Below are 24702 nucleotides of genomic sequence, written 5' to 3' on the forward strand. Positions count from 1 at the left end.
CACGCACACGGCCCGAGGAGTGGCCCCGGTGCGACCGCGCCCCACCCCACCCACCGACCGCACCGGGTCCAAGACCAAACAATCCGCACATGACCGACAGGGAAGCGCCGCAGGCATCGCGCCGCAGGCAGCAACCACCCACCGGCGAGCCGCCGCCCACAAGCGCAGCCACCGCCGCAGGCGAAACCGCCCCGCCGTCACGGACGGAAACGCGTGAGGACGGTGATCAGTTCGTCGGATGCTGCGTACGGGTCCAGCTCGCCCTGGAGGACGCGGTCGGCCAGGACGTCCAGGCGGCGGTCGCCCCGCAGGTCGCCGATGCGCTCGCGGAGGGCCGTGACCGCGATCGTTTCGACCTCGCGGGCCGCACGCGCGCGGCGCCGTTCGGTCAGGGCGCCGCGTTCGTCCATCCAGGCCCGGTGCTTCTCCAGGGCCTCCACGACCTCGTCGGTGCCCTCGCCGCGCGCCGCGACGGTCTTGACGATCGGGGGACGCCAGTCCCCCGGGGAACGGGCCTCACCCAGGCCCAGCATGTGGTTCAGCTCGCGCGCGGTCGCGTCCGCGCCGTCGCGGTCCGCCTTGTTGACGACGTAGACGTCACCGATCTCCAGGATGCCCGCCTTGGCGGCCTGGATGCTGTCGCCCATGCCGGGTGCCAGCAGGACCACGCTCGTGTCGGCCTGGGAGGCGATCTCCACCTCGGACTGGCCGACGCCGACCGTCTCGACCAGCACCACGTCGCAGCCGGCCGCGTCCAGCACGCGGATGGCCTGGGGGGCGGCCCAGGCCAGGCCGCCCAGGTGGCCGCGGGTGGCCATGGAGCGGATGTACACGCCGGGGTCGGAGGCGTGCTCGCTCATGCGGATGCGGTCACCGAGCAGCGCGCCGCCGGAGAAGGGCGAGGACGGGTCGACGGCGAGGACCCCGACGCGTTTGCCGGTCTTGCGGTAGGCGGTCACCAGGGCGGAGGTGGAGGTGGACTTGCCCACGCCCGGTGAGCCGGTGATCCCGACGACGTAAGCGCCGCCGGTCAGCGGGGCGAGCGCCGCCATGACCTCGCGCAACTGCGGGGAGGCCCCCTCCACCAGCGAGATCAGCCGGGCGACGGCCCGGGGCCGGCCCTGCCGTGCCTGTTCCACAAGCTGGGGGACGTCCACCATCGCTGCTCGGCTCCTTCGGGTTCCTTCGCGGTACGGCTGGGACACAGGAGGCGCGGGGGGCGCGCCGGGGGCGCAGGGAGGCACGGGGGGCGCAGAAGAGGCGCAGAGGCGGCGCCGGGCGCACACGGAGGACGGGGGCACGGCGCCGCAGGCGCCCCCGCACCGTACGGCGTCCGCCCGCCGCGCCCCCCACGCGGTTACTTGCCCGGCACCCGGATGATGAGCGCGTCGCCCTGACCGCCACCACCGCACAGCGCCGCCGCGCCCACACCGCCGCCCCGCCGCTTGAGCTCCAGCGCCAGGTGGAGTACGAGTCGGGCGCCGGACATGCCGATGGGGTGTCCCAGGGCGATCGCGCCACCATTGACGTTCACCTTTTCCGGTGAAACGCCCAGGTCCTTCATTGACTGCACGGCAACGGCGGCGAACGCTTCGTTGATCTCGATCAGGTCGAGGTCGTCGACGGTCAGGCCCGCCTTGTCCAGCGCGTGGTTGATCGCGTTGGAGGGCTGGGACTGGAGGGAGTTGTCGGGGCCGGCGACATTGCCGTGGGCGCCGATCTCCGCGATCCAGTCCAGGCCCAGTTCCTCGGCCTTGGTGCGGCTCATCACGACCACCGCGGCGGCGCCGTCGGAGATCTGGGAGGCGGTGCCGGCGGTGATCGTGCCGTCCTTGGCGAAGGCGGGGCGCAGCTTGGCCAGGGACTCCACGGTGGTCTCGGGGCGGATGCCCTCGTCCTTGCTGAAGACGACCGGCTCGCCCTTGCGCTGCGGGATCTCCACGGGGGTGATCTCGGCCTCGAAGATGCCGTTCTTCTGGGCGGCGGCGGCGCGCTGGTGGGAGCGGGCGCCGAACTCGTCCTGGGGGCCGCGCTGGATGCCCAGGCGGGTGTTGTGCTTCTCCGTGGACTCGCCCATGGCGATGTTCTCGAAGGAGTCGGTGAGGCCGTCGTGGGCCATGGAGTCGAGCATCTCGATCGCGCCGTACTTGTAGCCCTCGCGGGACTTGGGCAGCAGGTGCGGGGCGTTGGTCATGGACTCCTGGCCGCCGGCGACCACGACGTCGAACTCGCCCGCGCGGATGAGCTGGTCGGCGAGCGCTATGGCGTCCAGGCCGGAGAGGCAGACCTTGTTGACGGTGAGCGCGGGGACGCTCATCGGGATGCCGGCCTTGACCGCGGCCTGCCGGGCGGGGATCTGGCCGGCGCCGGCCTGGAGGACCTGGCCCATGATCACGTACTGCACCTGGTCGCCGCCGATACCCGCCCGGTCCAGGGCGGCCTTGATGGCGATGCCGCCCAGGTCGGCGGCGGAGAAGGTCCGCAGCGAGCCCAGGAGGCGGCCCATGGGGGTCCGCGCGCCCGCGACGATCACGGAGGTGGTGCTGGACGTACCGTTCGCTGTCGACATCAGCGCGGCCCTTCCTGTGCAGGGAAGTTAACGAGGGTTACCGTCAATGTACTGAGCGGTACCCGCCGGGTCATCGGTCTGTGGATGTGATCGCGCGCACGTTGCGTAATCACACGTGCGAGCGGTGCACTGGAAGCATGCTGACGCGAATCGACCACATCGGGATCGCCTGTCGCGACCTGGAGAAGACCGTCGAGTTCTACCGTGCCACGTACGGGTTCACGGTCTTCCACGAAGAGGTCAACGAGGAGCAGGGCGTACGCGAGGCCATGCTCAAGATCAACGAGACGTCCGACGGCGGCGCCTCCTACCTCCAGCTCCTGGAGCCGACCCGGGAGGACTCCGCGGTCGGCAAGTGGCTCGCCAAGAACGGCGAGGGGGTGCACCACATCGCCTTCGGCACGGCGGACGTGGACGGCGACTCCCAGGCCATCCGGGACAAGGGCGTACGGGTCCTGTACGACGAGCCGCGCACCGGCTCGATGGGGTCCAGGATCACCTTCCTGCACCCCAAGGACTGCCACGGCGTCCTGACCGAACTGGTCACCGCCGCGTCCCCCTCCCAGACGCGGCACTGACCTTTGCCTTCCCCTGCCGGTAGAGTGCAGCCTCGGCCGGGGAACAGGTTTGGGGCTCGGTCCATACTCTGCCGATGATCTGACACCATTTCTTCGGAAGGGTCAGCTCCGGTAGGCGTCCGTGTCGATGGGACGGACGCGGGCAGAACGGAGCCGGCCGCCACCATGACCAGGGGACGGATGGGACCGCGCAGTGCGGGGCAACGACCGCTACGAGGCTGACGACCACCTCTCGCAGTTCGAGGCCGCGATGGAGCGGCTGAAGACCGAGCGGGACAAGGCCGTTCAGCACGCCGACGACCTCGGCTACCAGGTCGAGGTGCTGCGCGCCAAGCTCCACGAGGCGCGCCGCAACCTCGCGACCCGTCCTGCCTACGACAACGTCAGCCACCAGGCCGAGCAGCTTCTGCGCAACGCCCAGATCCAGGCCGACCAGTTGCGTACGGACGCCGAGCGCGAGCTGCGCGAGGCACGGGCACAGACCCAGCGGCTGCTCCAGGAGCAGGCCGAGCGCCAGGCGCGGATGGAGGCCGAGCTGCACGCCGAGGCGGTGGCCCGGCGCCAGCGCCTGGACGAGGAGCTCAACGAGCGCCGTCAGACCGTCGAGTCGCACGTCAACGAGAACGTCGCCTGGGCGGAGCAGCTCCGCTCCCGTACGGAGGCCCAGGCCCGCCGGCTCCTGGAGGAGTCCCGGGCCGAGGCCGAGGCCGCGCTGTCCTCGGCGCGCGCCGAGGCGCAGCGGCTGGCCGACCAGGCCCGCCAGCGGCTGGGCGCCGAGGCCGAGCAGGCCCGCGTCGAGGCCGAGGCGATCCTGCGCCGGGCCCGTACGGACGCCGAGCGGCTGCTGAACGCCGCCTCCGCCCAGGCCCAGGAGGCCACCGACCAGGCCGAGCAGCTCCGCAACAGTGCCGGCAGCGAGTCGGAGGCCGCCCGCCGGCAGGCCGCGGAGCTGACGCGGACCGCCGAGGCCCGTCTCCAGGAGGCGGACACCGCGCTGCGCGAGGCGCGGGCGCAGGCCGAGAAGCTGATCGAGGAGGCGCGGGAGAGCGCCGGCAAGCGGCTGTCGGACACCGAGTCGGAGAACGAGCAGCGCTCCCGTACGGCCAAGGCGGAGATCGCCCGGCTGGTCGCGGAGGCCACCAAGGAGGCCGAGGCGCTGCGGGCGGAGGCCGAGCAGCTCCGCGCGGACGCCCGCGCGGAGGCGGAGCGGCTGGTCGCCGAGGCGCAGGAGGCCGCGCGCTCGAAGGCGGCGGAGGACTCCGCGGCGCAGCTCGCCAAGGCCGCGCGGTCCGCCGAGGAGATGCTGACCAAGGCGTCGGAGGAGGCCAAGGCCACGACCCGGGCCGCCGCCGAGGAGGCCGAGCGGCTGCGCCGGGAGGCCGAGGAGGAGGCGGACCGGCTGCGCGAGCAGGCGCACGACACCGCCGAGGAGCTCAAGGGCGCCGCCAAGGACGACACCAAGGAGTACCGCGCCAAGACCGTCGAGCTCCAGGAGGAGGCGCGCCGGCTGCGCGGCGAGGCCGAGCAGTTGCGGGCCGAGGCGGTCACCGAGGGCGAGCGGATTCGTGCCGAGGCCCGCCGGGAGGCGCTCCAGCAGATCGAGGAGGCGGCCGGTACCGCCGAGGAGCTGCTGGCCAAGGCGAAGGCGGACGCGGAGGAGACCCGGTCGGGCGCGGGCGCGGAGAGCGAGCGCGTACGGGCCGAGGCCGTCGAGCGGGCCACGGCGCTGCGCAAGCAGGCCGAGGAGCTGCTGGAACGGTCCCGCACCGAGGCCGAGGAGCTGCGGACCGAGGGCGAGGAGGCCGCAGCCGCGCTCAAGGCCGAGGCCGAGGAAGCGGCGCGCAAGCTGCGGGCGGACGCCGAGCAGGCCGCGCAGGACCGCCGGGCGCAGGCCCAGGAGGAGCTGACCCGGCTGCAGACCGAGGCGCAGGAACGCCTGTCCACGGCCGAGGAGGCGCTGCGCGAGGCCCGTGCCGAGGCGGAGAAGCTGCGCCGGGAGGCGCAGGAGGAGGCCGCCCGGCTGAAGTCGGAGTCGGCCGAGCGGCTGCGCACACTCCAGCAGCAGGCCGAGGAGGAGGCCGAGCGGCTGCGTGCCGAGGCCGCCGCCGATGCCTCCACCGCCCGTGCCGAGGGCGAGTCCGTGGCCGTACGGCTGCGTACGGAGGCCGCGGCCGAGGCGGAGCGCCTCAAGAGCGAGGCGCAGGAGACCGCGGACCGGCTGCGGGCCGAGGCGGCAGCCGCGGCCGAGCGTACGGGCGCGGAGGCCGCCGAGGCGCTGGCCGCCGCCCAGGAGGAGGCCGCCCGCCGTCGCCGGGAGGCCGAGAAGCTGCTCGGCGAGGCGCGGGAGGAGGCCGATCAGGAGCGTACGGCCGCCCGCGAGCAGAGCGAGGAGCTGCTGGCTTCGGCCCGTACGCGGGTCAGCGAGGCGCAGGCCGAGGCGGAGCGGCTGGTCGAGGAGGCCGACCGGCGGGCGGCGGAGCTGGTCGCCGCGGCCGAGCAGACCGCGCAGCAGGTGCGGGACGCGGTGGCCGGGCTGCAGGAGCAGGCCGAGGAGGAGATCGCCGGGCTGCGTTCGGCGGCCGAGCACGCCGCGGAGCGTACGAAGACCGAGGCGCAGGAGGAGGCCGACCGGGTACGGGCGGACGCCTACGCCGAGCGCGAGCGCGCCTCCGAGGACGCCTCCCGGGTGCGGCGCGAGGCGCAGGAGGAGGCCGAGGCCGCCAAGTCCCTGGCCGACCGGACGGTCTCGGAGGCCATCGCGGACGCCGACCGGCTGCGCGCGGAGGCCGACGGCGTGCTGGACGAGGCACGCGAGGCGGCGAACAAGGCCCGCTCGGACGCGGCCGAGCAGGCGGACCGGCTGATCGCCGAGGCCACGGCGCAGGCCGAGAAGCTGGTCGCCGACGCCACGGCCCGGGCGCAGCAGATGCGTACGGACGCCTCGGACTCGCTGGCCGCCGCCGAACAGGACGCGGCCCGTGCCCGTGCCGAGGCGCGCGAGGACGCCAACCGTATGCGGTCGGAGGCCGCCGAGCAGGCGGACCGGCTGATCGCCGAGGCGCGCGCGGAGGCCGAGCGGATCGTCGAGGAGGCCACCGAGCTGACGTCCTCGGCGCAGGAGGACGCCGACCGTACGGTCCAGGAGGCCCGGGACATCGCCGACCGGGTGCGGCTGGAGGGCGAGCAGCGGGCCGCCGGCGCGCTGGCCGAGGCGGCCCAGGCGGCCGAGCGGCTGGAGAACGAGGCGACCGCCCTGCTGGAGCAGGCGCGTCAGGAGGCGGAACGTACCGGCGACCAGGCGCGCGAGGCCGCCAACAAGACGCGGACGGAGGCCGCCGAGCAGGCGGACCAGCTCGTCGCCGAGGCCACCGCCGAGGCGGAGCGGCTGCGCGAGGCCGCGGCCGAGGCCACCGCGGAGGCGGAGCGGGAGGCCGACCGCACCCGTGCCGAGGCCCGTGAGCAGGCGGAGCGCACGGTCGGCGAGGCCACCGCCGAGGCCGAGCGGCTGCGGGCGGACGCGGCCGAGGCGGTCACCACCGCGCAGGAGCACGCCACCCGTACGCGGGCGGAGTCCGCGCGGATCAAGGAGGACGCGCAGGGCGAGGCGGACCGGCTGCGGGCACAGGCGCAGGAGGAGGCCGAACGTACGGTCGACCAGGCGCGCAAGGACGCGGCCAAGCGCCGCGCGGACGCCGCCGAGCAGGCCGACCAGCTCGTCGCCAAGGCCCAGGAGGAGGCGGTACGCGCCGCGGCGGCGGCCGAGGAGCAGGCCGACACAATGGTCGGCGCGGCCCGCAAGGAGGCCGAGCGGATCGTGGCGGAGGCCACCTCCGAGGGCAATGCGCTGGTGGAGAAGGCCCGTACGGACGCCGACACGCTGCTCAGCGAGGCGCGGGTGGACTCCACCGCGATCCGCGAGCGCGCCGAGGAGATGCGCCGGCGCACCGAGTCCGAGGTCGAGGAGCTGCACGAGCGGGCCCGCCGGGAGTCCGCGGAGACGATGAAGAACGCGGGCGAGCGGGTCGACAAGCTCATCGCGCAGGCCACCGCGCAGCAGAAGGAGGCCGAGGAGAAGGCCGAGCGGCTGCTGTCGGACGCCAGCAGCGAGGCGAGCAAGGTGCGGATCGCCGCGGTGAAGAAGGCGGAGGGGCTGCTCAAGGAGGCCGAGCAGAAGAAGGCCGCGGCGGTACGGGACGCGGAGCGCAGGCGGGCCGAGGCCGAGGCGGAGGCGGCCCGGATCGTGGAGGAGGGCAAGCGCGAGCTGGAGGTGCTGGTCCGGCGCCGCGAGGACATCAATGCCGAGATCTCCCGTGTCCAGGACGTCCTCGAAGCGTTGGAGTCTTTCGAGGCCCCGGCGACGAACGGCGGCAAGGACGGGGGTGTCAAAGCAGCCGCGGGTGCGGGGGCAACTCGTTCGAGTGGCAAGCAGTCCGGTGGATAGGGGGTATGCGGTGATTCCTTCCGGCCCATGTCCACCGGGCACCGGCCGGGGCTCAAACGGGAGGCCGGAGTCCGTATGAAACCGGCAATGACTCGATGACACGCCACCCGGGCCCCTAGGATTCCCTTTATCACCTCACCGGTCTCTTTGGACAGGAACCCCATGAGCGACACTTCCTCCCCTTTCGGCTTCGAGCTCGTGCGGCGTGGGTACGACCGCGGTCAGGTGGACGACCGCATTACGAAGCTCGTCGCCGACCGTGACAGCGCACTGGCCCGAATCACCTCGCTGGAAAAGCGGATCGAGGAGCTGCACCTCGAAACGCAGAACGCCCAGGCCCAGGTCAACGACGCCGAACCGTCCTACGCGGGGCTCGGCGCACGTGTGGAGAAGATCCTCCGGCTCGCGGAGGAGGAGGCCAAGGACCTGCGTGAGGAGGCCCGCCGGGCTGCCGAGCAGCACCGTGAACTGGCCGAGTCGGCCGCCCAGCAGGTCCGTAACGACGCCGAGCAGTTCGCGGCGGAGCGCAAGGCGAAGGCGGAGGACGAGGGCTCCCGCATCGTCGACAAGGCCAAGGGTGACGCCGCGACGCTGCGGGCCGAGGCGCAGAAGGACGCGCAGTCCAAGCGCGAGGAGGCGGACTCCCTCTTCGAGGAGACCCGCGCCAAGGCCGCGCAGGCCGCCGCCGATTTCGAGACAAACCTCGCCAAGCGCCGCGAGCAGTCCGAGCGGGACCTCGCCTCCCGGCAGGCCAAGGCGGAGAAGCGGCTGGCGGAGATCGAGCACCGCGCCGAGCAGTTGCGCCTGGAGGCCGAGAAGCTGCGTACGGACGCGGAGCGCAGGGCCCGTCAGACGGTGGAGACCGCGCAGCGCCAGGCCGAGGACATCGTGGCCGACGCGAACGCCAAGGCGGACCGTATCCGCAGCGAGTCCGAGCGGGAGCTGGCGGCCCTGACCAACCGCCGCGACTCGATCAACGCGCAGCTCACCAATGTCCGCGAGATGCTGGCGACGCTGACCGGCGCGGCGGTGGCCGCGGCCTCCTCCCCCGCCGACGAGGAGCCGATCTCCCGGGGCGTGCCCGCCCAGCAGTCCCGCTGAGGCGCCGCCGCACACGATTCCTGATCGCCGCTGTCCCCGGGTTTGCGCTTGTCCCGCCCGTCCCGCGACACCTTCCTGTCGTCCCTGCTGTCCCTGTTCCCGTTCGTGTCCCGTTCCCTCGCACGCACCGTCCGCCCGCCCGCCTTATGAACAGGCGGGCGGACGGCTTTCAAGTGGCAATGCCCCTTTTGGGAGCTTAGCGTGCTGTACATGATCGAGCTTGCGGGGCTGACCAAGCGGTACGGCGAGAAGACCGCCGTGGACGACCTCACCTTCACCGTACGGCCCGGTGTCGTCACCGGATTCCTCGGTCCCAACGGCGCCGGCAAGTCCACGACCATGCGGATGATGCTGGACCTGGACCACCCGACCGCCGGCCGCGTCCTGATCGACGGCAGGCACTACCGGCAGCTCCACGACCCGCTCACCTCCATCGGCGCCCTGCTCGACGCCAAGGCCGTGCACGGCGGGCGCAGCGCCTACCACCACCTGCTGTGCCTGGCGCAGAGCAACGGCATCCCGCGCGCCCGGGTGGCCGAGGTGCTGGACACCGTGGGCCTGACCGCGGTGGCCAAGAAGCGCTCCAAAGGCTTCTCGCTCGGCATGGGCCAGCGCCTGGGCATCGCCGGCGCGCTGCTCGGCGACCCCGAGATCCTGATGTTCGACGAGCCCGTCAACGGCCTGGATCCCGAGGGCATCCACTGGATCCGCAACCTGATGAAGGGGCTGGCCGCCCAGGGCCGTACGGTCTTCGTCTCCTCCCACCTGATGAGTGAAATGGCGCTCACCGCCGAGCACTTGATCGTCATCGGCCAGGGAAAACTGCTGGCGGACACCTCGATGGCCGACTTCATCCGGCAGAACTCGCGGTCGTACGTACGGATGCGCTCGCCGGAGTACGAGCGGCTGCGCGAGGTGCTGCACGGCGCCGGGATCGCCGCGGTCGCGACGGGCGACGGCGCACTGGAGATCGACGGCGCGGAGGCGGACCAACTGGGGGAACTGGCCGCCCGGCACGGGATCGTCCTGCACGAGCTGAGCCCGCAACACGCGTCCCTGGAAGAGGCGTTCATGCAGCTCACCGCCGAGTCGGTGGAGTACCACGCGCATTCGGGGCCGTCGCCTTCCGCGGTCCCGCCGGGCGGGCCGGGAACCGGCGGGCCGGGGCCGGGGGCGCCGCCCGCGGACGGCGGCTGGGGAGCCGGCTGGCGGGCCGGCCGGCCCAAGAAGCCCGGCAGCCGCGGCGGGCCCGGCAGACCCGACCAGCCGGAGAAGGGAGCCTGACGATGGCGGCGGTCCCCCACGTCCTGCGGTCGGAGTGGACGAAGATCCGGTCGGTGCGGTCCACGGTCTGGACGCTGGGCATCGCCTTGCTGGTCACCGTCCTGGTCGGCGCGCTGGTCTGCCTGCTCGTCAAGAAGGACTTCGACTCCCTGTCCACGGTGGACCGGCTGACCTTCGACCCGACCCACGTCAGCTTCTCCGGCATGGGCCTGGGCCAGCTCGCGATGATCGTCTTCGGTGTGCTGGTGGTGTCCAACGAGTACAGCACCGGCATGATCCGTACCTCCCTGGCCGCCGTCCCCCAGCGCGGCACCTTCCTCTTCTCCAAGATCGCCGTCGCCACGCTGCCGGCTCTCGCCGTCGGCCTGGTGACGTCCTTCCTGGCGTTCTGCGTCGGCCAGGCCGTGCTGGGCGAGCACCGGGCGGAACTCGGCGACCCCGGCGTGCTGCGCGCCGTCCTCGGCGGCGCGCTCTACATGACGCTCATCACCGTCTTCTCGATGGGCGTGGCCGCGATGCTGCGCAGCCCCATGCTCTCGCTGGGCGTCCTGATGCCGTTCTTCTTCCTGATCTCCGGCATCCTGGGCGGCGTCAAGGCCACCCGGAAGATCGGCTGGTACCTCCCGGACCAGGCGGGCCAGAAGATCATGCAGGTGGTGGCGCCCGCGGACGACGAGGTTCCGTACGGGCCGTGGGGCGGGCTGGCCATCATGGCCGCATGGACGGCCGCGGCCCTGCTCTGCGGGTACGTGCTGCTGAAGAAGCGCGACGCCTGAACGCCCCACACGATGCGGGAACCGCCCTACGCGGTGCGTGGACCGTCCCACACGAGCGTGAACCACCCCACCCGACGCCCCAAGCGCCCCATGAGCCGTCACCCGTTTTGACGGGAACCGTCAGCCTCCCGATAACCTCCTAACGCGTACGGGGGTACGAGAGCACCTCTGCCCCGAACGATCTCGCGAGGGGCGGAGAATGATCGAGGCAGTCGGTCTGACGAAGCGCTACGGCGCCAAGACAGCCGTGTACAACCTGTCCTTCCATGTACGGCCGGGCACCGTCACCGGCTTCCTGGGGCCCAACGGCTCCGGCAAGTCCACGACGATGCGGATGATCCTGGGCCTGGACACACCGACCTCGGGCCGGGTCACGGTCGGCGGCCACCCCTTCCGCAGCCTGCCCAACGCCCCGCGCCAGGTGGGCGCCCTGCTCGACGCCAAGGCGGTGCACGGCGGGCGCAGCGCGCGCCAGCACCTGCTGAGCCTGGCGCAGCTCTCCGGCATCCCGGCCCGCCGGGTGGACGAGGTGCTCGGCGTCGTAGGTCTTCAGGACGTCGCCAAGCGGCGCTCCAAGGGCTTCTCGCTGGGCATGGGCCAGCGGCTGGGCATCGCGGCGGCGCTGCTGGGCGACCCGCAGGTGCTGCTCTTCGACGAGCCGGTCAACGGCCTGGACCCGGAGGGCATCCTGTGGGTGCGCAACCTGATGAAGCAGCTCGCTTCCGAGGGCCGTACGGTCTTCGTCTCCTCCCACCTGATGAGTGAAATGGCGCTCACCGCCGAGCACTTGATCGTCATCGGCCGGGGCCAACTGCTGGCGGACATGTCCGTCAAGGACTTCATCTCGGCCAACTCCGCGGACTTCGCCCGGGTCCGTACCCCCACCGAGCCGGAGCTGCGCGAGAAGCTCAGCGCGGTCCTCGGCGAGGCTCGTGCCGGAGCAGAGAAGCTCAGCGCGGTCCTCGGCGAGGCGGGCGGGCAGGTCGTGCCGGAGCAGGACGGGGCGCTGCGGGTCACCGGCCTGCCGCTGCCGCGGATCAGCGACCTCGCGCACGGCGCGGACGTCCGGCTGTGGGAGCTCTCGCCGCACCAGGCGTCCCTGGAGGAGGCGTACATGCGGATGACGCAGGGCGCTGTGGACTACCGCTCGACGGCCGACCCGCGGGCCGGCCTCCAGCAGCAGGTCCCGGCCGGGTACGCGCCCCAGGGCCAGGTACCGCAGCAGGGCCAGGCGCCGCAGGGCTTCCCGGCCCAGGGGTACGCGGCCGGCGGGCCGGGGCAGAACGGACAGCCGGGGCAGCCCAACCCGTACGCCCCGCAGGCCGCCCAGGGCCAGGGATACCCGCCGCCGATGCCGGGCCAGGCCGCGCCGTACGGACAGCCCAACCCGTACGGGCAGCCGCAGCCGTACGGGCAGCCGCATCCGGAGCAGCCCGCCGGGCCACCGCCCGCGGCCCGGCCCGCCGCCCCCGCCGACACCACCCAGCCCCACAGCGAGGACGCCCGATGACCAGCCCCCAGCAGCCGCAGCCACCGGCGCAGCCCGAGCGCGAGGACACCGCCACCCCGGCCGATGCGCCGGCGGCCCCTGAGGGCGCCCCGCAGCCGCCGGCCCAGCCGCCCGCCCAGGCCCCGGCTCGGGAAGGGGGCACGATGATGCTCCAGGCCCAGCCGCAGCGGCCCCAGCAGCCCCCGGCGCAGGCCCCGCGCAAGGACCCGGGGACGATGATGCTCCAGGCCCAGCCGCCCGTACCCCAGGCGGCCCCGCAGGCCGCGCCGCAGCCCCAGCCCCAGCCCGCGTACGCGACCGCCGGCGGGCTCCCGCAGCAGGCCGCCCCCGCCCCGCATCACCAGCAGGGCCACCCCGGGCAGCACGGCGGACAGCCCGGCGGCCCGCAGGCCAACTGGCAGGGCGGCCACGCCGGTTACGTCTCGCCCATCCCCGTACGCCCCGCCCACCTGGGCCACGCCCTCGCCTCCGAGTGGACGAAGATCAAGTCCGTGCGCTCCACCATGTGGACGCTGGGCGTGATGGTGCTCCTCATCGCCGGCATCGGGCTGCTGGCGGCCGTCGCCGCCGGTTCGGACCGCGAGATGAACCCGGTGCTCGGCCTCGGCTTCGTCGGCGTCCTGCTGGGCAGCCTGTGCGTGATGACCCTCGGCGTGCTGTCGATCTCCTCGGAGTACGGCACGGGCATGATCCGTACGACCCTGACGGCCTGCCCCAGCCGCGCCCGGGTGCTGACCGCGAAGGCGATCGTCTTCTTCGGGCTGGCTTTCGTGATCACGACGGTCAGCACGGCCCTGGTCGCGCTGCTGGATTGCGGCCTGCTCAACGGCCCCGCACCGACGGGTGACCAGTGGATGCGCGCCACGGTCGGCGCCGGTCTGTACGTGGCGATGCTCGGCCTGCTGGCGCTGGCCGTCGGCACCCTGCTGCGGCACTCCGCGGGCGCGATCAGCACGATGATGGGCGTGGTGCTGCTGCCCCTGCTGCTGGCCTTGTTCCTCCGGGGCGAGTCGCTCAAGCCCGTGCAGGAGGCGCTGATCGAGTACTCGGTGCCGAGCGCGCTGGCGGCGCTGTACGACATCCCGCTGCTGCCGTCCGCCCCGATGGGCTGGACCCCCTTGTGGATCATCACCGGGGTGACCGCCGTCGCACTGGGCGGCGCCTACGCCGCCCTCGCCACGCGGGACGTCTGAGCGCCCGCGCTCTCATAAAGGAGCCCGCCCGCTCACCTCACGCCCTCCGTACTGAGGTACCGCAGTACCTCGGCACCGCGGTACCTCAGTACCGAGGCGCGTTCCGGGACCGCTGCAGCCGCGCGCTGCGGCGGTCCCGTGCGTTCCAGCACGCCTTGTGCCAGTGCCGGCGGTCGTCCACGTCGCCGTACTGCGGCCAGGCCACCACGTGCGCCACACCGGGCGGGATCTCCTGGTCGCAGCCGGGGCAGCGGTAGTGCTTGGCCGCGCCGCCGCCCGCCATCTGCCGTACGACCCAGTCCTCGCCGCGCCACTCCTCCGTACGCTCCAGACCGTAGCGGCCACCCTCCGACTGATCGGTGGGCTTCTCACCGCTGCGCGGGCGGTTTCGACGCGGGGACACTGGGCACCTCGGCAGATCTGAGGGGGTAACGGGCTGTCACCAGCGTACGCGGCTCCGTCAGGACGGATGCCGCCTACTGAGATCCTGCGATCATCTGGAAACTTCATGACAGGCCGTGCCTTTGGCACGTGTCACACGTTGTTGCGTGTTAGGGGGATGTCGCGTCGGCTGCGAGGAGGCAGAAGAGCGATGCGCGTTGGGGCATTCATCCTGGCCGCTCAATTCCCGGGCCAGGGACAGGGGGAGGCACTGCACCGGGCAGTGCGGTCGGCGGAGGTCGCCGAGGAAGCCGGGCTCGACGCGGTCTGGCTGGCCGAGCACCACTTCGTTCCGTACGGCGTGTGTCCGTCCGCCACGACACTGGCCGCGCTGCTGCTCGGGCGAACGGACCGCATCGGCGTCGGCACCGCGGTCAGCGTACTGCCGAACCAGCATCCCGTGGCACTCGGGGAGCAGGCGGCACTGCTGCATCTGACCTCCGGCGGGCGTTTCACGCTCGGCGTCGGCCGGGGCGGTCCGTGGGTGGACCTGGAGGTCTTCGACTCGGGTCTGGCGGCGTACGAACAGCACTTCCCCGAAGCGCTGGGGCTGCTGCTGCGCTGGCTGCGCGAGCCGCGCGTCGGTGCCCGGGGAAGGCGTTACACCTTCAGGGAGGTCGCGGTCGTGCCCCGGCCCGACGAGCCACTGGGGCCGGAGGAGTCACCGGCCGGGCCGGCCGGGCCGCCGGTCATCCTGGCGTGCACCTCGCCCAAGTCGGTACGGCTGGCCGCCGAACTGGGCCTGCCGATGCTGCTGGGCATGCACTGCGGCGACCAGGACAAGGCGGAGATGGTCGCGATGTGGCGGCGGATCGCGCTGGAGGCGGGCCACGACCCCGCGGAGGTGGCGGCGGCCGGTCATGTGTCGGCGGGCGTGGTGCAGATCGCCGACGCCCGTCAGGACGCGACCGAGGCGCTGTCCAAGGCGATGCCGGGCTGGCTGCGGCGCGGGCTCGCGGCCCACGAAACGGTCGACGGCCGGTACCGCGCCATGCGTGATCCGCTGGCCTACACGGAGCTGTTGTGCGGGCTCCACCCGGTGGGTACGCCACGGCTGTGCGCGGACCGGTTGGCGCAGTCCGCCGAGCGGACGGGTATCCGGCGCTTCGCCCTGCTGGTGGAGGGTTCCGGTGATCTGGCGGCCACCGAGGAGAACGTACGGCGGCTGGGCGCCGAGGTGCTCCCGCAGCTTCCGTGAGCCGGCCGGCGACCGGGCCGCGGAGGTGCCGTGTTGCGGTGGTGCGGTGCCGTGTTGCGGTGCTCGTGTGGCGGTGCCGGGTTGCGCTGCGGTCGGGCTGTCGGGCTGTCGGGTGATGGGTCGCGGCAGGCGCGGCGGGCGGTGCTGCCGGCGGTGCACTGACACCACGAGGGGTGTCACATCCCGCGTGCACCGCGGCAGCAAGTCACGTCAGCAGTCGCGCAGTTCGGGCGACTGGTTCAAAAGCTGACCGCGGATCGAGGTGAAGGCGGCCAGTCTGTCGTCCGCCGCGGGGCCGAGCGGGAAGACCGCGACCCGGTGACAGTTCTGGAAGGCGAGACGTACGCCGAAATGGCGCTCCAACGACCCGCGTATCGCGTCACTCGCCAGCGCGCGCAGCAACTGCCCGCGCGCCTGCTCGTCCGGCGGAGGCGTCTGGTTGTCGGCGATGGGACCACCGTCGACTTCCAGCCGGGCCACCAGGGAGCTGATCATCCCCCATGCGTAAGGCAGGGAGGTCCGGACGCAGTCGAGGAATTCCGCTTCGTCCACCTCGCCTCGCTCGGCCTGTTCCAGGAGGGCCGGTGAGACGTCGAGCGACATGAGGTTCTCCTCTCGCGGCCCCACCGGAGCGGGACCTCGGGGATGGGACAAGGGGGCCGCAACGGAGCGTGTCCGTATCACGACCCCCCGCCTTCAACCGTATTGCGCCGGACGATGCCGCACCAGGAGATTGCGCATACAACCGGCCATCACCGAACGGAGCGGTTCAGGGGCGAATCGCGTAGGCGGCCCCCGGTCGAGTAGCGTGGCGCACCATGCGTCTCGTCATCGCCCGCTGCTCCGTGGACTACGCGGGCCGGCTCACCGCCCACCTGCCCTCGGCCCCTCGCCTCATCCTTGTGAAGGCGGACGGCTCCGTCTCCATCCACGCGGACGACCGGGCCTACAAACCCCTCAACTGGATGTCGCCGCCCTGCTCCCTCAAGGAGGGGGACGGTGATGTGTGGACGGTGGAGAACAAGGGCGGCGAGAAGCTCATCATCACCCTGGAGGAGATCTTCCACGACTCCTCGCACGAGCTGGGGGTGGACCCCGGGCTCATCAAGGACGGTGTGGAGGCCCACCTCCAGGAACTGCTCGCCGACCGCATCGAGACACTGGGCGAGGGCTACTCGCTCATCCGGCGTGAGTACCCCACAGCCATCGGCCCGGTGGACATCCTGTGCCGGGACGCGGACGGCCAGACCGTCGCGGTGGAGATCAAGCGGCGTGGTGAGATCGACGGTGTCGAGCAGCTCACCCGCTACCTGGAACTGCTCAACCGCGATCCGCTGCTGGCTCCGGTCAAGGGCGTCTTCGCGGCCCAGGAGATCAAGCCGCAGGCGCGCGTCCTGGCCACCGACCGGGGCATCGGCTGTGTGGTGCTGGACTATGACGCGCTGCGCGGCATCGAGGACGACAAGCTCCGGCTGTTCTGACCGCCCTGCCGCGCTCCGGCAGCACGACAGAAGCCGGGGAGAGCAGCAGGAACACGGACGGCCCGGTACGGGACCGCCCCCGCTCGCCGCGGGAGGCCGGTCACGTACCGGGCCGTTTTCGTCCGTGCCGTCCTCGTCCGGGCCGTCTTCGTCCGTGCCGTCCTGGCACGGCGTACGGCCGGGGGCGGCGGCCCTGTGGACCGTACTCGTACCGCCTGGTCAGACGGGCGTGCCGCTGCCGGACCGCGGCCCGCTCCCGGAACCTCCGGACGAGGCGGGGGCGCTGGTCACCGACTCGCTGGCGCCCGTACTGCCCGTACCGCCCGTCCCGCCGGTCGACGGGCCGGTCGCCGTCTGCGACTGCGTGGGACCGGTCGGCTTCTGCGTCGGCTCGGTGGTCGGCGCGGTCGGCTTGGTGGTGGGCTTGGTGGTGGAAGCCGTGGGCTTGGTCGTCGGGGCGGTCGGCCGGGTGGTCGGAGGCGTCGACTGGGTGGTGGGGGCGGTCGGCCGGGTGGTCGGAGCCGTCGGTGCGGTGGTCGGGCCGCCGGGCCCGCCGGTGGTGGGCCCGTCACCGGCTCCCGGAGAACTGCTCTGCGGGTTGCCGGTGGTCCCCGGGGCGTGGCCGCCCGCGCCGCCGGGCCGCTGGCTCTTTTTGTACACCGTTCCGGGCGCCTGTGTGGCGCCCGGACGGCCGGGCTGGTCGGCGGGCAGCCCGCCGCCACCCTGGTCCTGCTGCGCGGAGTGGTCGGTCTTGACCCGGCCGGCGCCGCCCCCGTCGTCCGTGCCGGAGGTGGCGCCCAGCGTGACGACGGTGCCCAGCACGGCCGCCAGCAGGGCGCCGGCGCCCGCGGCCACCAGGTTGCGCCGGGCCCCGGTGAGCATCAGCAGCCGCTTGCGGCCCGTGGCGGGGCGGGCGGTGGCCGCCGCGGCCCCGGGGGTGATCACGGTGGGTGCGGTCTCGTCGGCGGGGCGGGCCGTCGGCAGCACGGAGGCCACCCCGCCGGGCGGCGAGGCGGACTCCTCCGAGCGGGCGTCCGGGATCTCCTCGCCGGCCGCGGCGGCGGTGGTGACCGGCGCGAAGGTGCCGGAGCGGTCCGCTACCAGGGCCAGCGCACGGCGGCCCGCGACGGCACCGCTGCGGTCGGAGAGCACCCCGCGCAGACCGATGGACGCCTCCAGTTCGGCGCGCGCCTTGTCCAGGTTGCCGGTGCACAGCGCGAGCACGCCCAGCTCGTGGTGGAAGTACGCCTCTTCGGCGACCTCACCGCAGCGCCGTGCGGCTTCCTGGCCGTGCCGCAGGCTGCGCTCCCAGGCGCTCCAGTGCAGTGCCGCGGCGAAGGCCGGGGCCGCGGCGCGGGCCAGTTGTACGGCGGTGCCGGCGTGTCCGCTCTCCGGGCTCGTGGTCAGTACGCCCATCGCGGCCAGGATCGCGTCCGCCTCGTCCGCGGCGCGCTCGGGTGTGACCGAGGGGTGTCCGGCCCACCAGGCGTAGTGCCGGGCGACGGCCTCGGCCCGCTCGGCGGCGCCGTCGGCGTACCCGGCGGCCACCAGTTGGTCCCGTACGGTCGCGGCGAGCCGGTAGTGCCGTCCGGCCGGGGTGGCCAGCCCGCAGTCCAGCAGGTCGCCGAGGGAGGCGTCGGCGTTCTCGTCCCCGGCCAGGGCGGGCAGGTGGGCCTGGTGGGGCAGTTCGCCGCCGAGTGCGACCGCCAGCCGCAGGGTCTCGCGGGCCGCCTCACCGAGCCCGGCAGCGAGCAGCGGCGCGGGCGCGGCCATCTCGGCCACCGTCGGCAGTGGCGCTCCGCCGGCCGGCTCCTCGCCGGTGGCGTGCGTACCGGCGGCCTGCTCCGCCCGCAGTCGCAGCAGCGCTCCGGCCTGCACGAAGCGCTGCGGCAGCCCCTCGGACTCGAACCACAGGTCCGCCGCCCAGGCCGTCTCCTCCTCGCTCAGAGGCCGGCCCACGATGTCTTCGAGCAGTTCCCGGCAGGCGTCGCGGCCGATGCCGGCGAGGAAGACCTCTTCGAGGTGGGAGCCGGCGGAGGGCGCCGCGACGTCGGGGGTGGCGGCGAGCAGGAAGGCGCATTCGGGGGTGGCGCCCAGCAGTTCGTCCAGCGCGGCGCCGCCGAACTCCAGGTCGTCCAGGACGACGATGGCGCCGATGTCGCCGAGCAGCCGCAGCAGTTCGCCGCGGTCGGGACGGTGCAGGGGGGCGCGGTGGACGGCCGCGAACAGCTCGTACATCACGTCGGTCGGCGTGCGGTGGTAGCCGGAGAGGCGGATGACGCCGTCGGGCGCGAGGTCGGCGCAGGCGGTGGCGACGGCGTCCAGCAGACGCGTACGGCCCGAGCCGCTGGGCCCGGTGAGCCGTACGGAACGGCCGCGGGCCAGCAGCCGTACCAGGCGCTCGGTCTCCTCCGCGCGTTCCAGGAGGGGACGGGTGCGGGCCGGGGTGCCGGTGGTGGTGCCCGAGGGGGCGGGCGGGGCGGCGGCACGGGCCTGCGCGGCCCGCTCCTGGGGGCCGTGCTTCTCGGGTGTGGCGGGCTGTTCGCCCGGCGGGCAGGGCTCGATCTCGCTTCCGTCCACGGGGTTGACGGTCAGGAGATAGGGTCCCGAGACGAGCTGGGCGGTGCGGGCGAGCCCTCCGGGAGCGCCGGCCGGTCCGCCGGAGGGGGTTGCCGGTGACTCGGCGGGGCGGGGCTGCTCGCCGTACTCCTCGGCTCCCCGGTTGCTGTTCGGGTCCATGTCAAAGCCCCCCAGATGCGCTTGATTCCACTCCGCCTCCGCGGCGCATGCCCGTCCAGGAGGCGTTCACACGGACCGGCTGTTCCCGTGGCCCGCACTCCCCCGGTCACGGCCCGGGGCGCCCCCGGCCGTCGGCTTCCGGTCCGGTGCCCACCGTGGCGCGTGACCCGCGGCGGGGAACCAAAACCTTAGACCTCGGCCCAGTATCTCTGACACGCCAGGGTCCGGTCCTGCCCGGAACGTCACAGTGTTGTGAGAGTTCTTCGCCTATGCGCCATTGATCTTCTTGCGGTGAGCTTGTACCCGGCGACGGCCTTCTTACCCTCGTCCGGGCGCCCTGTTCCCGCTCCGGCGCGCCGGGTTCGTCCCCGGTGTGCCCGGGTTCGCGTCCGGTGTCAGACGCGCGGAAGCGATTCCGCTTCGATGCCGCCCTCGATGGCGAGGATGCGGTGCAGCCGGGTCGCGACCAGCAGGCGCTGCATCTGAGGGGGGACGCCCCGCAGGACGAGCCGCCGGTTGGCCCGCCCGGCGCGGCGGTGCGCTCCCATGATCACGCCGAGGCCGGTGGCGTCCCAGGAGTCCAGCTCGGTCAGGTCCAGCACCAGGTCGCCGTGGCCCGAGTCGACGGCGGTGTGCAAGGCCGTACGGGCGTCCGCCGCGCTGCGGACGTCGAGGCGGCCCCCGACGACCAGCTCGGCGTGGTCGCCCCTGATGTGCATATGCGCTCCCCGGGAGTGATGCGTGTCGTGGTGCTAGGTCAACAGAACTGACTGCCTCTCATACGGCGAAGTTGCCGCCTGTAAGCGAACCGATACCGAATTCACCCCGGAGGGTGGCGATCCGGGGCCCGCGGCTTGACGCGGGCCCCGGCCGGCATCAGTGCCCGTAGAAGCCCTGCCCGCTCTTGCGGCCGATGTCGCCCGCGTCGACCATGCGGCGCATGATCTCCGGCGGCGCGAACTTCTCGTCCTGGGTCTCGGTGTAGATGTTCTCGGTGGCGTGCAGGAGGATGTCCACGCCGGTGAGGTCGGCGGTGGCCAGCGGCCCCATGGCGTGGCCGAAGCCCAGCTTGCAGGCGATGTCGATGTCCTCGGCGGAGGCGACGCCCGACTCGTACAGCTTCGCCGCCTCGACCACCAACGCGGAGATCAGACGGGTGGTGACGAACCCGGCGACGTCACGGTTGACGACGATGCAGGTCTTGCCGACCGACTCGGCGAACTCCCGGGCGGTGGCGAGGGTTTCGTCACTGGTCTTGTGGCCGCGCACCAGCTCGCACAGCCCCATCATCGGCACCGGCGAGAAGAAGTGGGTGCCCACGACCCGCTCGGGGCGGCCGGTGGCCGCTGCGATCTTGGTGATCGGGATGGCGGAGGTGTTGGAGGCCAGCACCGTCTCGTCCTTGACCAGCTTGTCCAGGGTCTGGAAGATCTCCCGCTTGACCTCGATCTTCTCGAAGACGGCCTCGACGACGACGTCCGCGTCGGCGGCGGCGTCCAGGTCGGTGGTGGTGGTGATGCGGGCCAGCGCGGCCTCGGCGGCCGAGGACTCCAGCTTGCCCTTGGAGACGAACTTCTCGTACGACGCCTCGATGCCGCCCCTGCCCCGGGCCAGCGCCTCGTCAGTGACGTCACGCAGGACGACGTCCCAGCCCGCCTGGGCCGATACCTGTGCGATCCCGGACCCCATGAGTCCGGCCCCGACGACGGCGAGCTTCCTTGCCACTGCTGTCCCCTAACACGCTGTGCACTTAACGGCTCTCAAGGTGACGTTAGCGCCCGTGAGCGATCCATTGGGGGGTTAGAGATGCGCGTCACGCCCCGGATGACGGACATCACACCGCGTCGGGCCGGTGGGGCGTCATTCCGCCCGGCGCACGGCGTAGTTGAGGACGCGCTCGCTCAGCAGGTCCTCGATCTCCTCCAGCAGCGCGAGGGCCTCGCGGGACACCTCGGCCGGCTTGCGGCCGGCCATCATCTCGCGGCCGATGGTGCCCATGAGGGTGGAGTGCACCCAGTTGAGCTGACCGGCCACCAGCATCGGCATCGGGTCCGGCGGCGGCGCGCCGGCCGCCTCGCGCAGCGCCTCCTCCAGGCTGACGGCCTGCTGCTGCTGGAGCTGCCACAGCCGGGCCTTGAGGGCCGCCGCGCCCTCGATGACCCGCATGAAGCGGGCGTAGCCCTCGATGAGCCCGACGGTGGGTGACACCGCTTCGACCTGCTCGCGCAGTTCGTCCAGGACGGCGCGGGCGGCCGACTCCCCCACCCGCCGGCCGCGTACGCAGCGCGGGAGGCGGTCCACCAGCCCGGCGCCGCGGTCCAGGAAGAGGTCCTCCTTGGCCGGGAAGTAGTTGTAGACGGTGTTGACGGAGACCTCGCAGACCTCGGCGATCTCCGCGACCGTGACCGCGTCGAAGCCCCGCTCCAGGAACAGGCCGGTGGCCATGTCCGAGATGCGCTGCCGGGTCTGCCGCTTCTTGCGCTCCCTGAGTCCCTCTGCCATGTGCGCATCGTACGTCTTCTTGGGCCTCTCCAAATTTTGGAGACGTTGCAATTTTTCAGTGCCTCTGTTTTTCTGTCGGCATGGCAGTCATCAACGCGTCCGGCCTGGCCCGGACCTTCACCACCGAACGCGGCACCGTCCAAGCGGTGCGCGGCATCGACCTGACCGCCGGGCGCGGCGAGATCCTGGGCCTGCTCGGCCCGAACGGCGCCGGGAAGACCACCACGCTGCGGATGCTCGCCACGCTCCTTGCGCCCACCGGCGGAAGCGCGACCGTGGCCGGCTGCGACCTGGTCCGCGACCCGGCCGGGGTGCGGCGCAGCACCGGGTACGTGGCCCAGTCCGGCGGCGTCGACCCGAACGTCTCCGTACGGGAGGAACTGGTGACCCAGGGGCGCCTGTACCGCCTGTCGAAGGCCGAGGCGGCGGCCCGCACCGAGGAGCTGGCGGACGCGCTCGGCCTCGACGGGCTGCTGGACCGCAAGTGCGCGGCGATGTCCGGCGGGCAGCGGCGGCGGCTGGACATCGCCATGGGACTGGTACACCGGCCCGCGGTGCTGTTCCTGGACGAGCCGACGACGGGGCTCGACCCCGGTAGCCGGGCCGGCCTGTGGGAGCTGGTCCGGCGGCTGCGTACGGACTTCGGCACCACGGTCGTGCTGACCACCCACTACCTCGACGAGGCGGACGCGCTGGCGGACCGGGTCGTGGTCGTGGACCACGGCGTGGTGGCCGCCGAGGGCACCCCGCGCGCGCTGAAGACGGAGTACGCCGGCTCGCCCGACGCCTCCCTCCAGGACGCCTTCCTCGCCATCACCGGGCGCGGCCCCGCCCCCGTGGACACCACCCCCGTCGCCGTCTGACCACCCCTCCCCCAGGAGCCCCGTATGTCCCCCGTCCTGTCCGACACGGCCCTGATCTTCGGGCGCTACGCCCGCCAGACCCTGCGCTCCAAACTCCAGATGCTCTTCGGCGTGCTGATGCCGCTGCTCTACCTGCTCTTCTTCGGCCCGCTGCTCACCGATGTGCCGCTGGCCTCCCGGGGCAGCTCCTGGCAGGTCCTGGTACCCGGCCTGCTGCTCCAACTCGCCTTGTTCGGCGGGTCGTTCTGCGGCTTCGCCATCGTCCTGGAGAAGCAGTACGGCGTGCTGGAACGGATGCGGGTGACGCCCGTCAGCCGGCTCGCGCTGCTGCTGGGGCGGGTGCTGCGGGACGCGGCGCTGTTCACCGCGCAGTCGGTGCTGCTGGTGCTGGCGGCGGTGGTGATGGGGCTGCGGGCGCCGCTGGGCGGCATCCTCATCGGGTTCGCGTTCGTCGCCGTGACGACCGTCGCGCTGTCCTCGTTCTCCTACGCGCTGGCCATGAAGGTCAGCTCGCCGCAGGAGTTCGGGCCGGTCGTGAACGCGGCCACCTTGCCCACGATGCTGCTGTCCGGCCTGATGCTGCCCATGGCCCTGGCGCCCGGCTGGCTGGACGTGCTCTCGCACGTCATGCCGCTGCGCTACCTCGTGGACGGCGTCCGGGCGGCCTACGTCGGCGACTACACCGCGCCGAGCGTGCTGTACGGCGCGCTGGTCGCGGCCGGGCTCGCCGTAGCGGCCACGGCCCTGTGCACCAGGGCCTTCCGCAGGGCCGCGGCGTAGGCTCCCCCGTATGGTCAATCTGACGCGCATCTACACCCGCACCGGGGACAAAGGCACCACCCACCTCGGCGACATGAGCCGTACCGCCAAGACCGACGCACGGATCGCGGCGTACGCGGACGCCAACGAGGCCAACGCGGCGATCGGCGTGGCCATCGCCCTGGGCTCGCTGCACCCGGAGGTCGTCAAGGTCCTCGTCCGGGTGCAGAACGACCTGTTCGACGTGGGCGCGGACCTGTCCACGCCCGTGGTGGACAACCCCGGGCACCCGCCGCTGCGCGTCGAGCAGACCTACATCGACAAGCTGGAGGCCGACTGCGACCGCTTCTTGGAGGACCTGGAGAAGCTGCGCAGCTTCATCCTCCCGGGCGGCACGCCGGGCGCGGCCCTGCTGCACCAGGCGTGCACGGTCGTACGGCGCGCCGAGCGCTCGACATGGGCGGCCTTCGAAGAGCACGGCGACACCATGAACCCGCTCACCGCCACCTACCTCAACCGCCTCTCCGACCTGCTGTTCATCCTGGCCCGTACGGCCAACAAGGAGGTCGGGGACGTGCTGTGGGTGCCGGGCGGCGAACGGTAGGGACGGCGCACCGGCCCGGGCGCGTGGCCGGTCCGCGCCTCACAGCAGGGTCTTGGAGCGGGACGGGCGGTCCGCGGCCGTCTCCCGCGGGCCGTCCTGGGCCGCCACCTGCGGGTCCTCCGGTTCCGGGGCCTTCTTCGGCCAGAGGGTGTAGCACAGCGCGACCAGGCCGTGGATGCCGAGGATGCGCAGCGCCAGGAACTGCGTGCCGCGCAGCGGTGCGCTCTGCCCGCCGTCACCGACGTACCAGACCGCGATCTGGAGCAGCGCGGCGGCGACGGCGCACATCAGCAGCGTACGCAGCCACAGGTGCCACTCGTGCCGGGCCCGGGCCCGGCCGTACTGCGGGGGCCTGGACGGCCGCGGGCCGCCCGCGAGGCGGTGGGCGGCATGGCCGTCGATCCATTTGACCGTGTAGTGCCCGTAGGCGACGGTGTAGCCGATGTAGAGGGCGGCCAGGCCGTGTTTCCAGTCCGCCGGCGCGCCGTTGCGCAGATCGATCGCGGTGGCGATCAGCAGGACCAGTTCCAGGACCGGCTCGACCAGGAGTACGGCCGCGCCGGCGCGCGGTTTACGGGCCAGGTAGCGCAGGGCCAGGCCGGCCGCCAGCAGGACCCAGAAGCCGACCTCGCAGGCGATGATCAGCACGGCGATCACGGTCGC

The 24702-nt window shown here is 72.8% G+C and carries 21 protein-coding genes; 12 read left to right on the forward strand and 9 right to left on the reverse strand.

All coding sequences use genetic code 11. From position 1 onward, the window contains the following. Nucleotides 1-197 precede the first annotated feature (197 nt). Together meaB and KGS77_RS10325 are read right to left on the reverse strand one after the other, a co-directional pair. The gene (gene meaB / locus KGS77_RS10320) at nucleotides 198-1160 is read right to left on the reverse strand and encodes a methylmalonyl Co-A mutase-associated GTPase MeaB (RefSeq protein ID WP_242580438.1); all 963 of its coding nucleotides are present in this window, start codon (nucleotides 1158-1160) and stop codon (nucleotides 198-200) included. A gap of 197 nt (nucleotides 1161-1357) precedes the next feature. Then, nucleotides 1358-2533: an acetyl-CoA C-acetyltransferase gene (locus KGS77_RS10325; RefSeq protein WP_242587401.1), complete on the reverse strand. Its 1176-nt coding sequence runs from the start codon at nucleotides 2531-2533 to the stop codon at nucleotides 1358-1360. Nucleotides 2534-2706: 173 nt separating this feature from the next. On the opposite strand from KGS77_RS10325, the gene mce reads away from it, so the two are divergent. The 7 genes from mce to KGS77_RS10360 all read left to right on the forward strand — a co-directional run bounded on the left by mce (nucleotide 2707) and on the right by KGS77_RS10360 (nucleotide 13452). Continuing rightward, the gene (gene mce / locus KGS77_RS10330) at nucleotides 2707-3147 is read left to right on the forward strand and encodes a methylmalonyl-CoA epimerase (protein WP_242580440.1); all 441 of its coding nucleotides are present in this window, start codon (nucleotides 2707-2709) and stop codon (nucleotides 3145-3147) included. Nucleotides 3148-3340: 193 nt separating this feature from the next. Next, entirely contained in the window at nucleotides 3341-7588 is a 4248-nt protein-coding gene (gene scy / locus KGS77_RS10335; RefSeq protein ID WP_242580442.1) for a polarized growth protein Scy, read from the forward strand. Nucleotides 7589-7750: 162 nt separating this feature from the next. Next, nucleotides 7751-8689 carry a cellulose-binding protein gene (locus tag KGS77_RS10340; protein ID WP_242580443.1) on the forward strand — a complete coding sequence of 313 codons (939 nt, stop codon included), beginning with the start codon at nucleotides 7751-7753 and terminating at the stop codon, nucleotides 8687-8689. Between the two features lie 210 nt (nucleotides 8690-8899). Continuing rightward, nucleotides 8900-9973 carry an ATP-binding cassette domain-containing protein gene (locus KGS77_RS10345; RefSeq protein ID WP_242580444.1) on the forward strand — a complete coding sequence of 358 codons (1074 nt, stop codon included), beginning with the start codon at nucleotides 8900-8902 and terminating at the stop codon, nucleotides 9971-9973. A gap of 2 nt (nucleotides 9974-9975) precedes the next feature. Continuing rightward, nucleotides 9976-10749: an ABC transporter permease gene (locus tag KGS77_RS10350; protein WP_242580445.1), complete on the forward strand. Its 774-nt coding sequence runs from the start codon at nucleotides 9976-9978 to the stop codon at nucleotides 10747-10749. Between the two features lie 199 nt (nucleotides 10750-10948). Then, the gene (locus KGS77_RS10355) at nucleotides 10949-12259 is read left to right on the forward strand and encodes an ABC transporter ATP-binding protein (protein ID WP_242580448.1); all 1311 of its coding nucleotides are present in this window, start codon (nucleotides 10949-10951) and stop codon (nucleotides 12257-12259) included. A 215-nt stretch (nucleotides 12260-12474) separates the two neighbouring features. Then, nucleotides 12475-13452 carry an ABC transporter permease gene (locus tag KGS77_RS10360; RefSeq protein ID WP_242587402.1) on the forward strand — a complete coding sequence of 326 codons (978 nt, stop codon included), beginning with the start codon at nucleotides 12475-12477 and terminating at the stop codon, nucleotides 13450-13452. Between the two features lie 85 nt (nucleotides 13453-13537). Here the strand turns inward: KGS77_RS10360 and KGS77_RS10365 are convergent, their stop codons facing one another. Continuing rightward, entirely contained in the window at nucleotides 13538-13855 is a 318-nt protein-coding gene (locus KGS77_RS10365) for an ATP/GTP-binding protein (RefSeq protein WP_242580450.1), read from the reverse strand. A gap of 189 nt (nucleotides 13856-14044) precedes the next feature. Here KGS77_RS10365 and KGS77_RS10370 point away from each other — a divergent pair, with 189 nt between their 5' ends. Next, nucleotides 14045-15091, forward strand: a complete 1047-nt coding sequence (locus KGS77_RS10370; protein WP_242580452.1) for an LLM class flavin-dependent oxidoreductase — start codon at nucleotides 14045-14047, stop codon at nucleotides 15089-15091. Between the two features lie 210 nt (nucleotides 15092-15301). Here KGS77_RS10370 and KGS77_RS10375 read toward each other — a convergent pair whose 3' ends face one another. Further along, the gene (locus KGS77_RS10375; RefSeq protein ID WP_242580455.1) at nucleotides 15302-15694 is read right to left on the reverse strand and encodes an SCO5389 family protein; all 393 of its coding nucleotides are present in this window, start codon (nucleotides 15692-15694) and stop codon (nucleotides 15302-15304) included. Between the two features lie 215 nt (nucleotides 15695-15909). Here KGS77_RS10375 and nucS point away from each other — a divergent pair, with 215 nt between their 5' ends. Continuing rightward, nucleotides 15910-16572, forward strand: coding sequence for an endonuclease NucS (nucS, locus tag KGS77_RS10380; RefSeq protein WP_242580457.1), 663 nt, complete (start codon nucleotides 15910-15912; stop codon nucleotides 16570-16572). A gap of 219 nt (nucleotides 16573-16791) precedes the next feature. On the opposite strand, the gene KGS77_RS10385 is transcribed toward nucS, so the two are convergent. The 4 genes from KGS77_RS10385 to KGS77_RS10400 all read right to left on the reverse strand — a co-directional run bounded on the left by KGS77_RS10385 (nucleotide 16792) and on the right by KGS77_RS10400 (nucleotide 21813). After that, a complete protein-coding gene (locus KGS77_RS10385; RefSeq protein ID WP_242580459.1) occupies nucleotides 16792-19311 on the reverse strand; it encodes an ATP-binding protein in 2520 nt (839 codons plus the stop codon). Between the two features lie 395 nt (nucleotides 19312-19706). After that, the gene (locus tag KGS77_RS10390; protein ID WP_242580461.1) at nucleotides 19707-20030 is read right to left on the reverse strand and encodes an STAS domain-containing protein; all 324 of its coding nucleotides are present in this window, start codon (nucleotides 20028-20030) and stop codon (nucleotides 19707-19709) included. Between the two features lie 157 nt (nucleotides 20031-20187). Further along, the gene (locus KGS77_RS10395; RefSeq protein WP_242580462.1) at nucleotides 20188-21036 is read right to left on the reverse strand and encodes a 3-hydroxyacyl-CoA dehydrogenase family protein; all 849 of its coding nucleotides are present in this window, start codon (nucleotides 21034-21036) and stop codon (nucleotides 20188-20190) included. Between the two features lie 135 nt (nucleotides 21037-21171). Next, nucleotides 21172-21813 (reverse strand): TetR/AcrR family transcriptional regulator, encoded by a 642-nt coding sequence (locus KGS77_RS10400; RefSeq protein WP_242580465.1) that lies wholly within the window; start codon nucleotides 21811-21813, stop codon nucleotides 21172-21174. A gap of 80 nt (nucleotides 21814-21893) precedes the next feature. On the opposite strand from KGS77_RS10400, the gene KGS77_RS10405 reads away from it, so the two are divergent. From KGS77_RS10405 to KGS77_RS10415, 3 genes are read left to right on the forward strand one after another with little or no spacing between them, the layout of a single operon-like run. Then, on the forward strand, nucleotides 21894-22676 hold the full coding sequence (locus KGS77_RS10405; RefSeq protein ID WP_242580466.1) for an ATP-binding cassette domain-containing protein: 783 nt from the start codon (nucleotides 21894-21896) through the stop codon (nucleotides 22674-22676). A gap of 24 nt (nucleotides 22677-22700) precedes the next feature. Beyond that, nucleotides 22701-23456, forward strand: a complete 756-nt coding sequence (locus KGS77_RS10410; protein ID WP_242580467.1) for an ABC transporter permease — start codon at nucleotides 22701-22703, stop codon at nucleotides 23454-23456. A gap of 10 nt (nucleotides 23457-23466) precedes the next feature. Further along, the gene (locus KGS77_RS10415) at nucleotides 23467-24039 is read left to right on the forward strand and encodes a cob(I)yrinic acid a,c-diamide adenosyltransferase (RefSeq protein WP_242580468.1); all 573 of its coding nucleotides are present in this window, start codon (nucleotides 23467-23469) and stop codon (nucleotides 24037-24039) included. A gap of 39 nt (nucleotides 24040-24078) precedes the next feature. Here the strand turns inward: KGS77_RS10415 and KGS77_RS10420 are convergent, their stop codons facing one another. Next, nucleotides 24079-24696: a hypothetical protein gene (locus tag KGS77_RS10420; protein WP_242580469.1), complete on the reverse strand. Its 618-nt coding sequence runs from the start codon at nucleotides 24694-24696 to the stop codon at nucleotides 24079-24081. Nucleotides 24697-24702 lie beyond the last annotated feature (6 nt).

The sequence above is a fragment of the Streptomyces sp. MST-110588 genome (assembly GCF_022695595.1).
GTDB lineage: Bacteria > Actinomycetota > Actinomycetes > Streptomycetales > Streptomycetaceae > Streptomyces.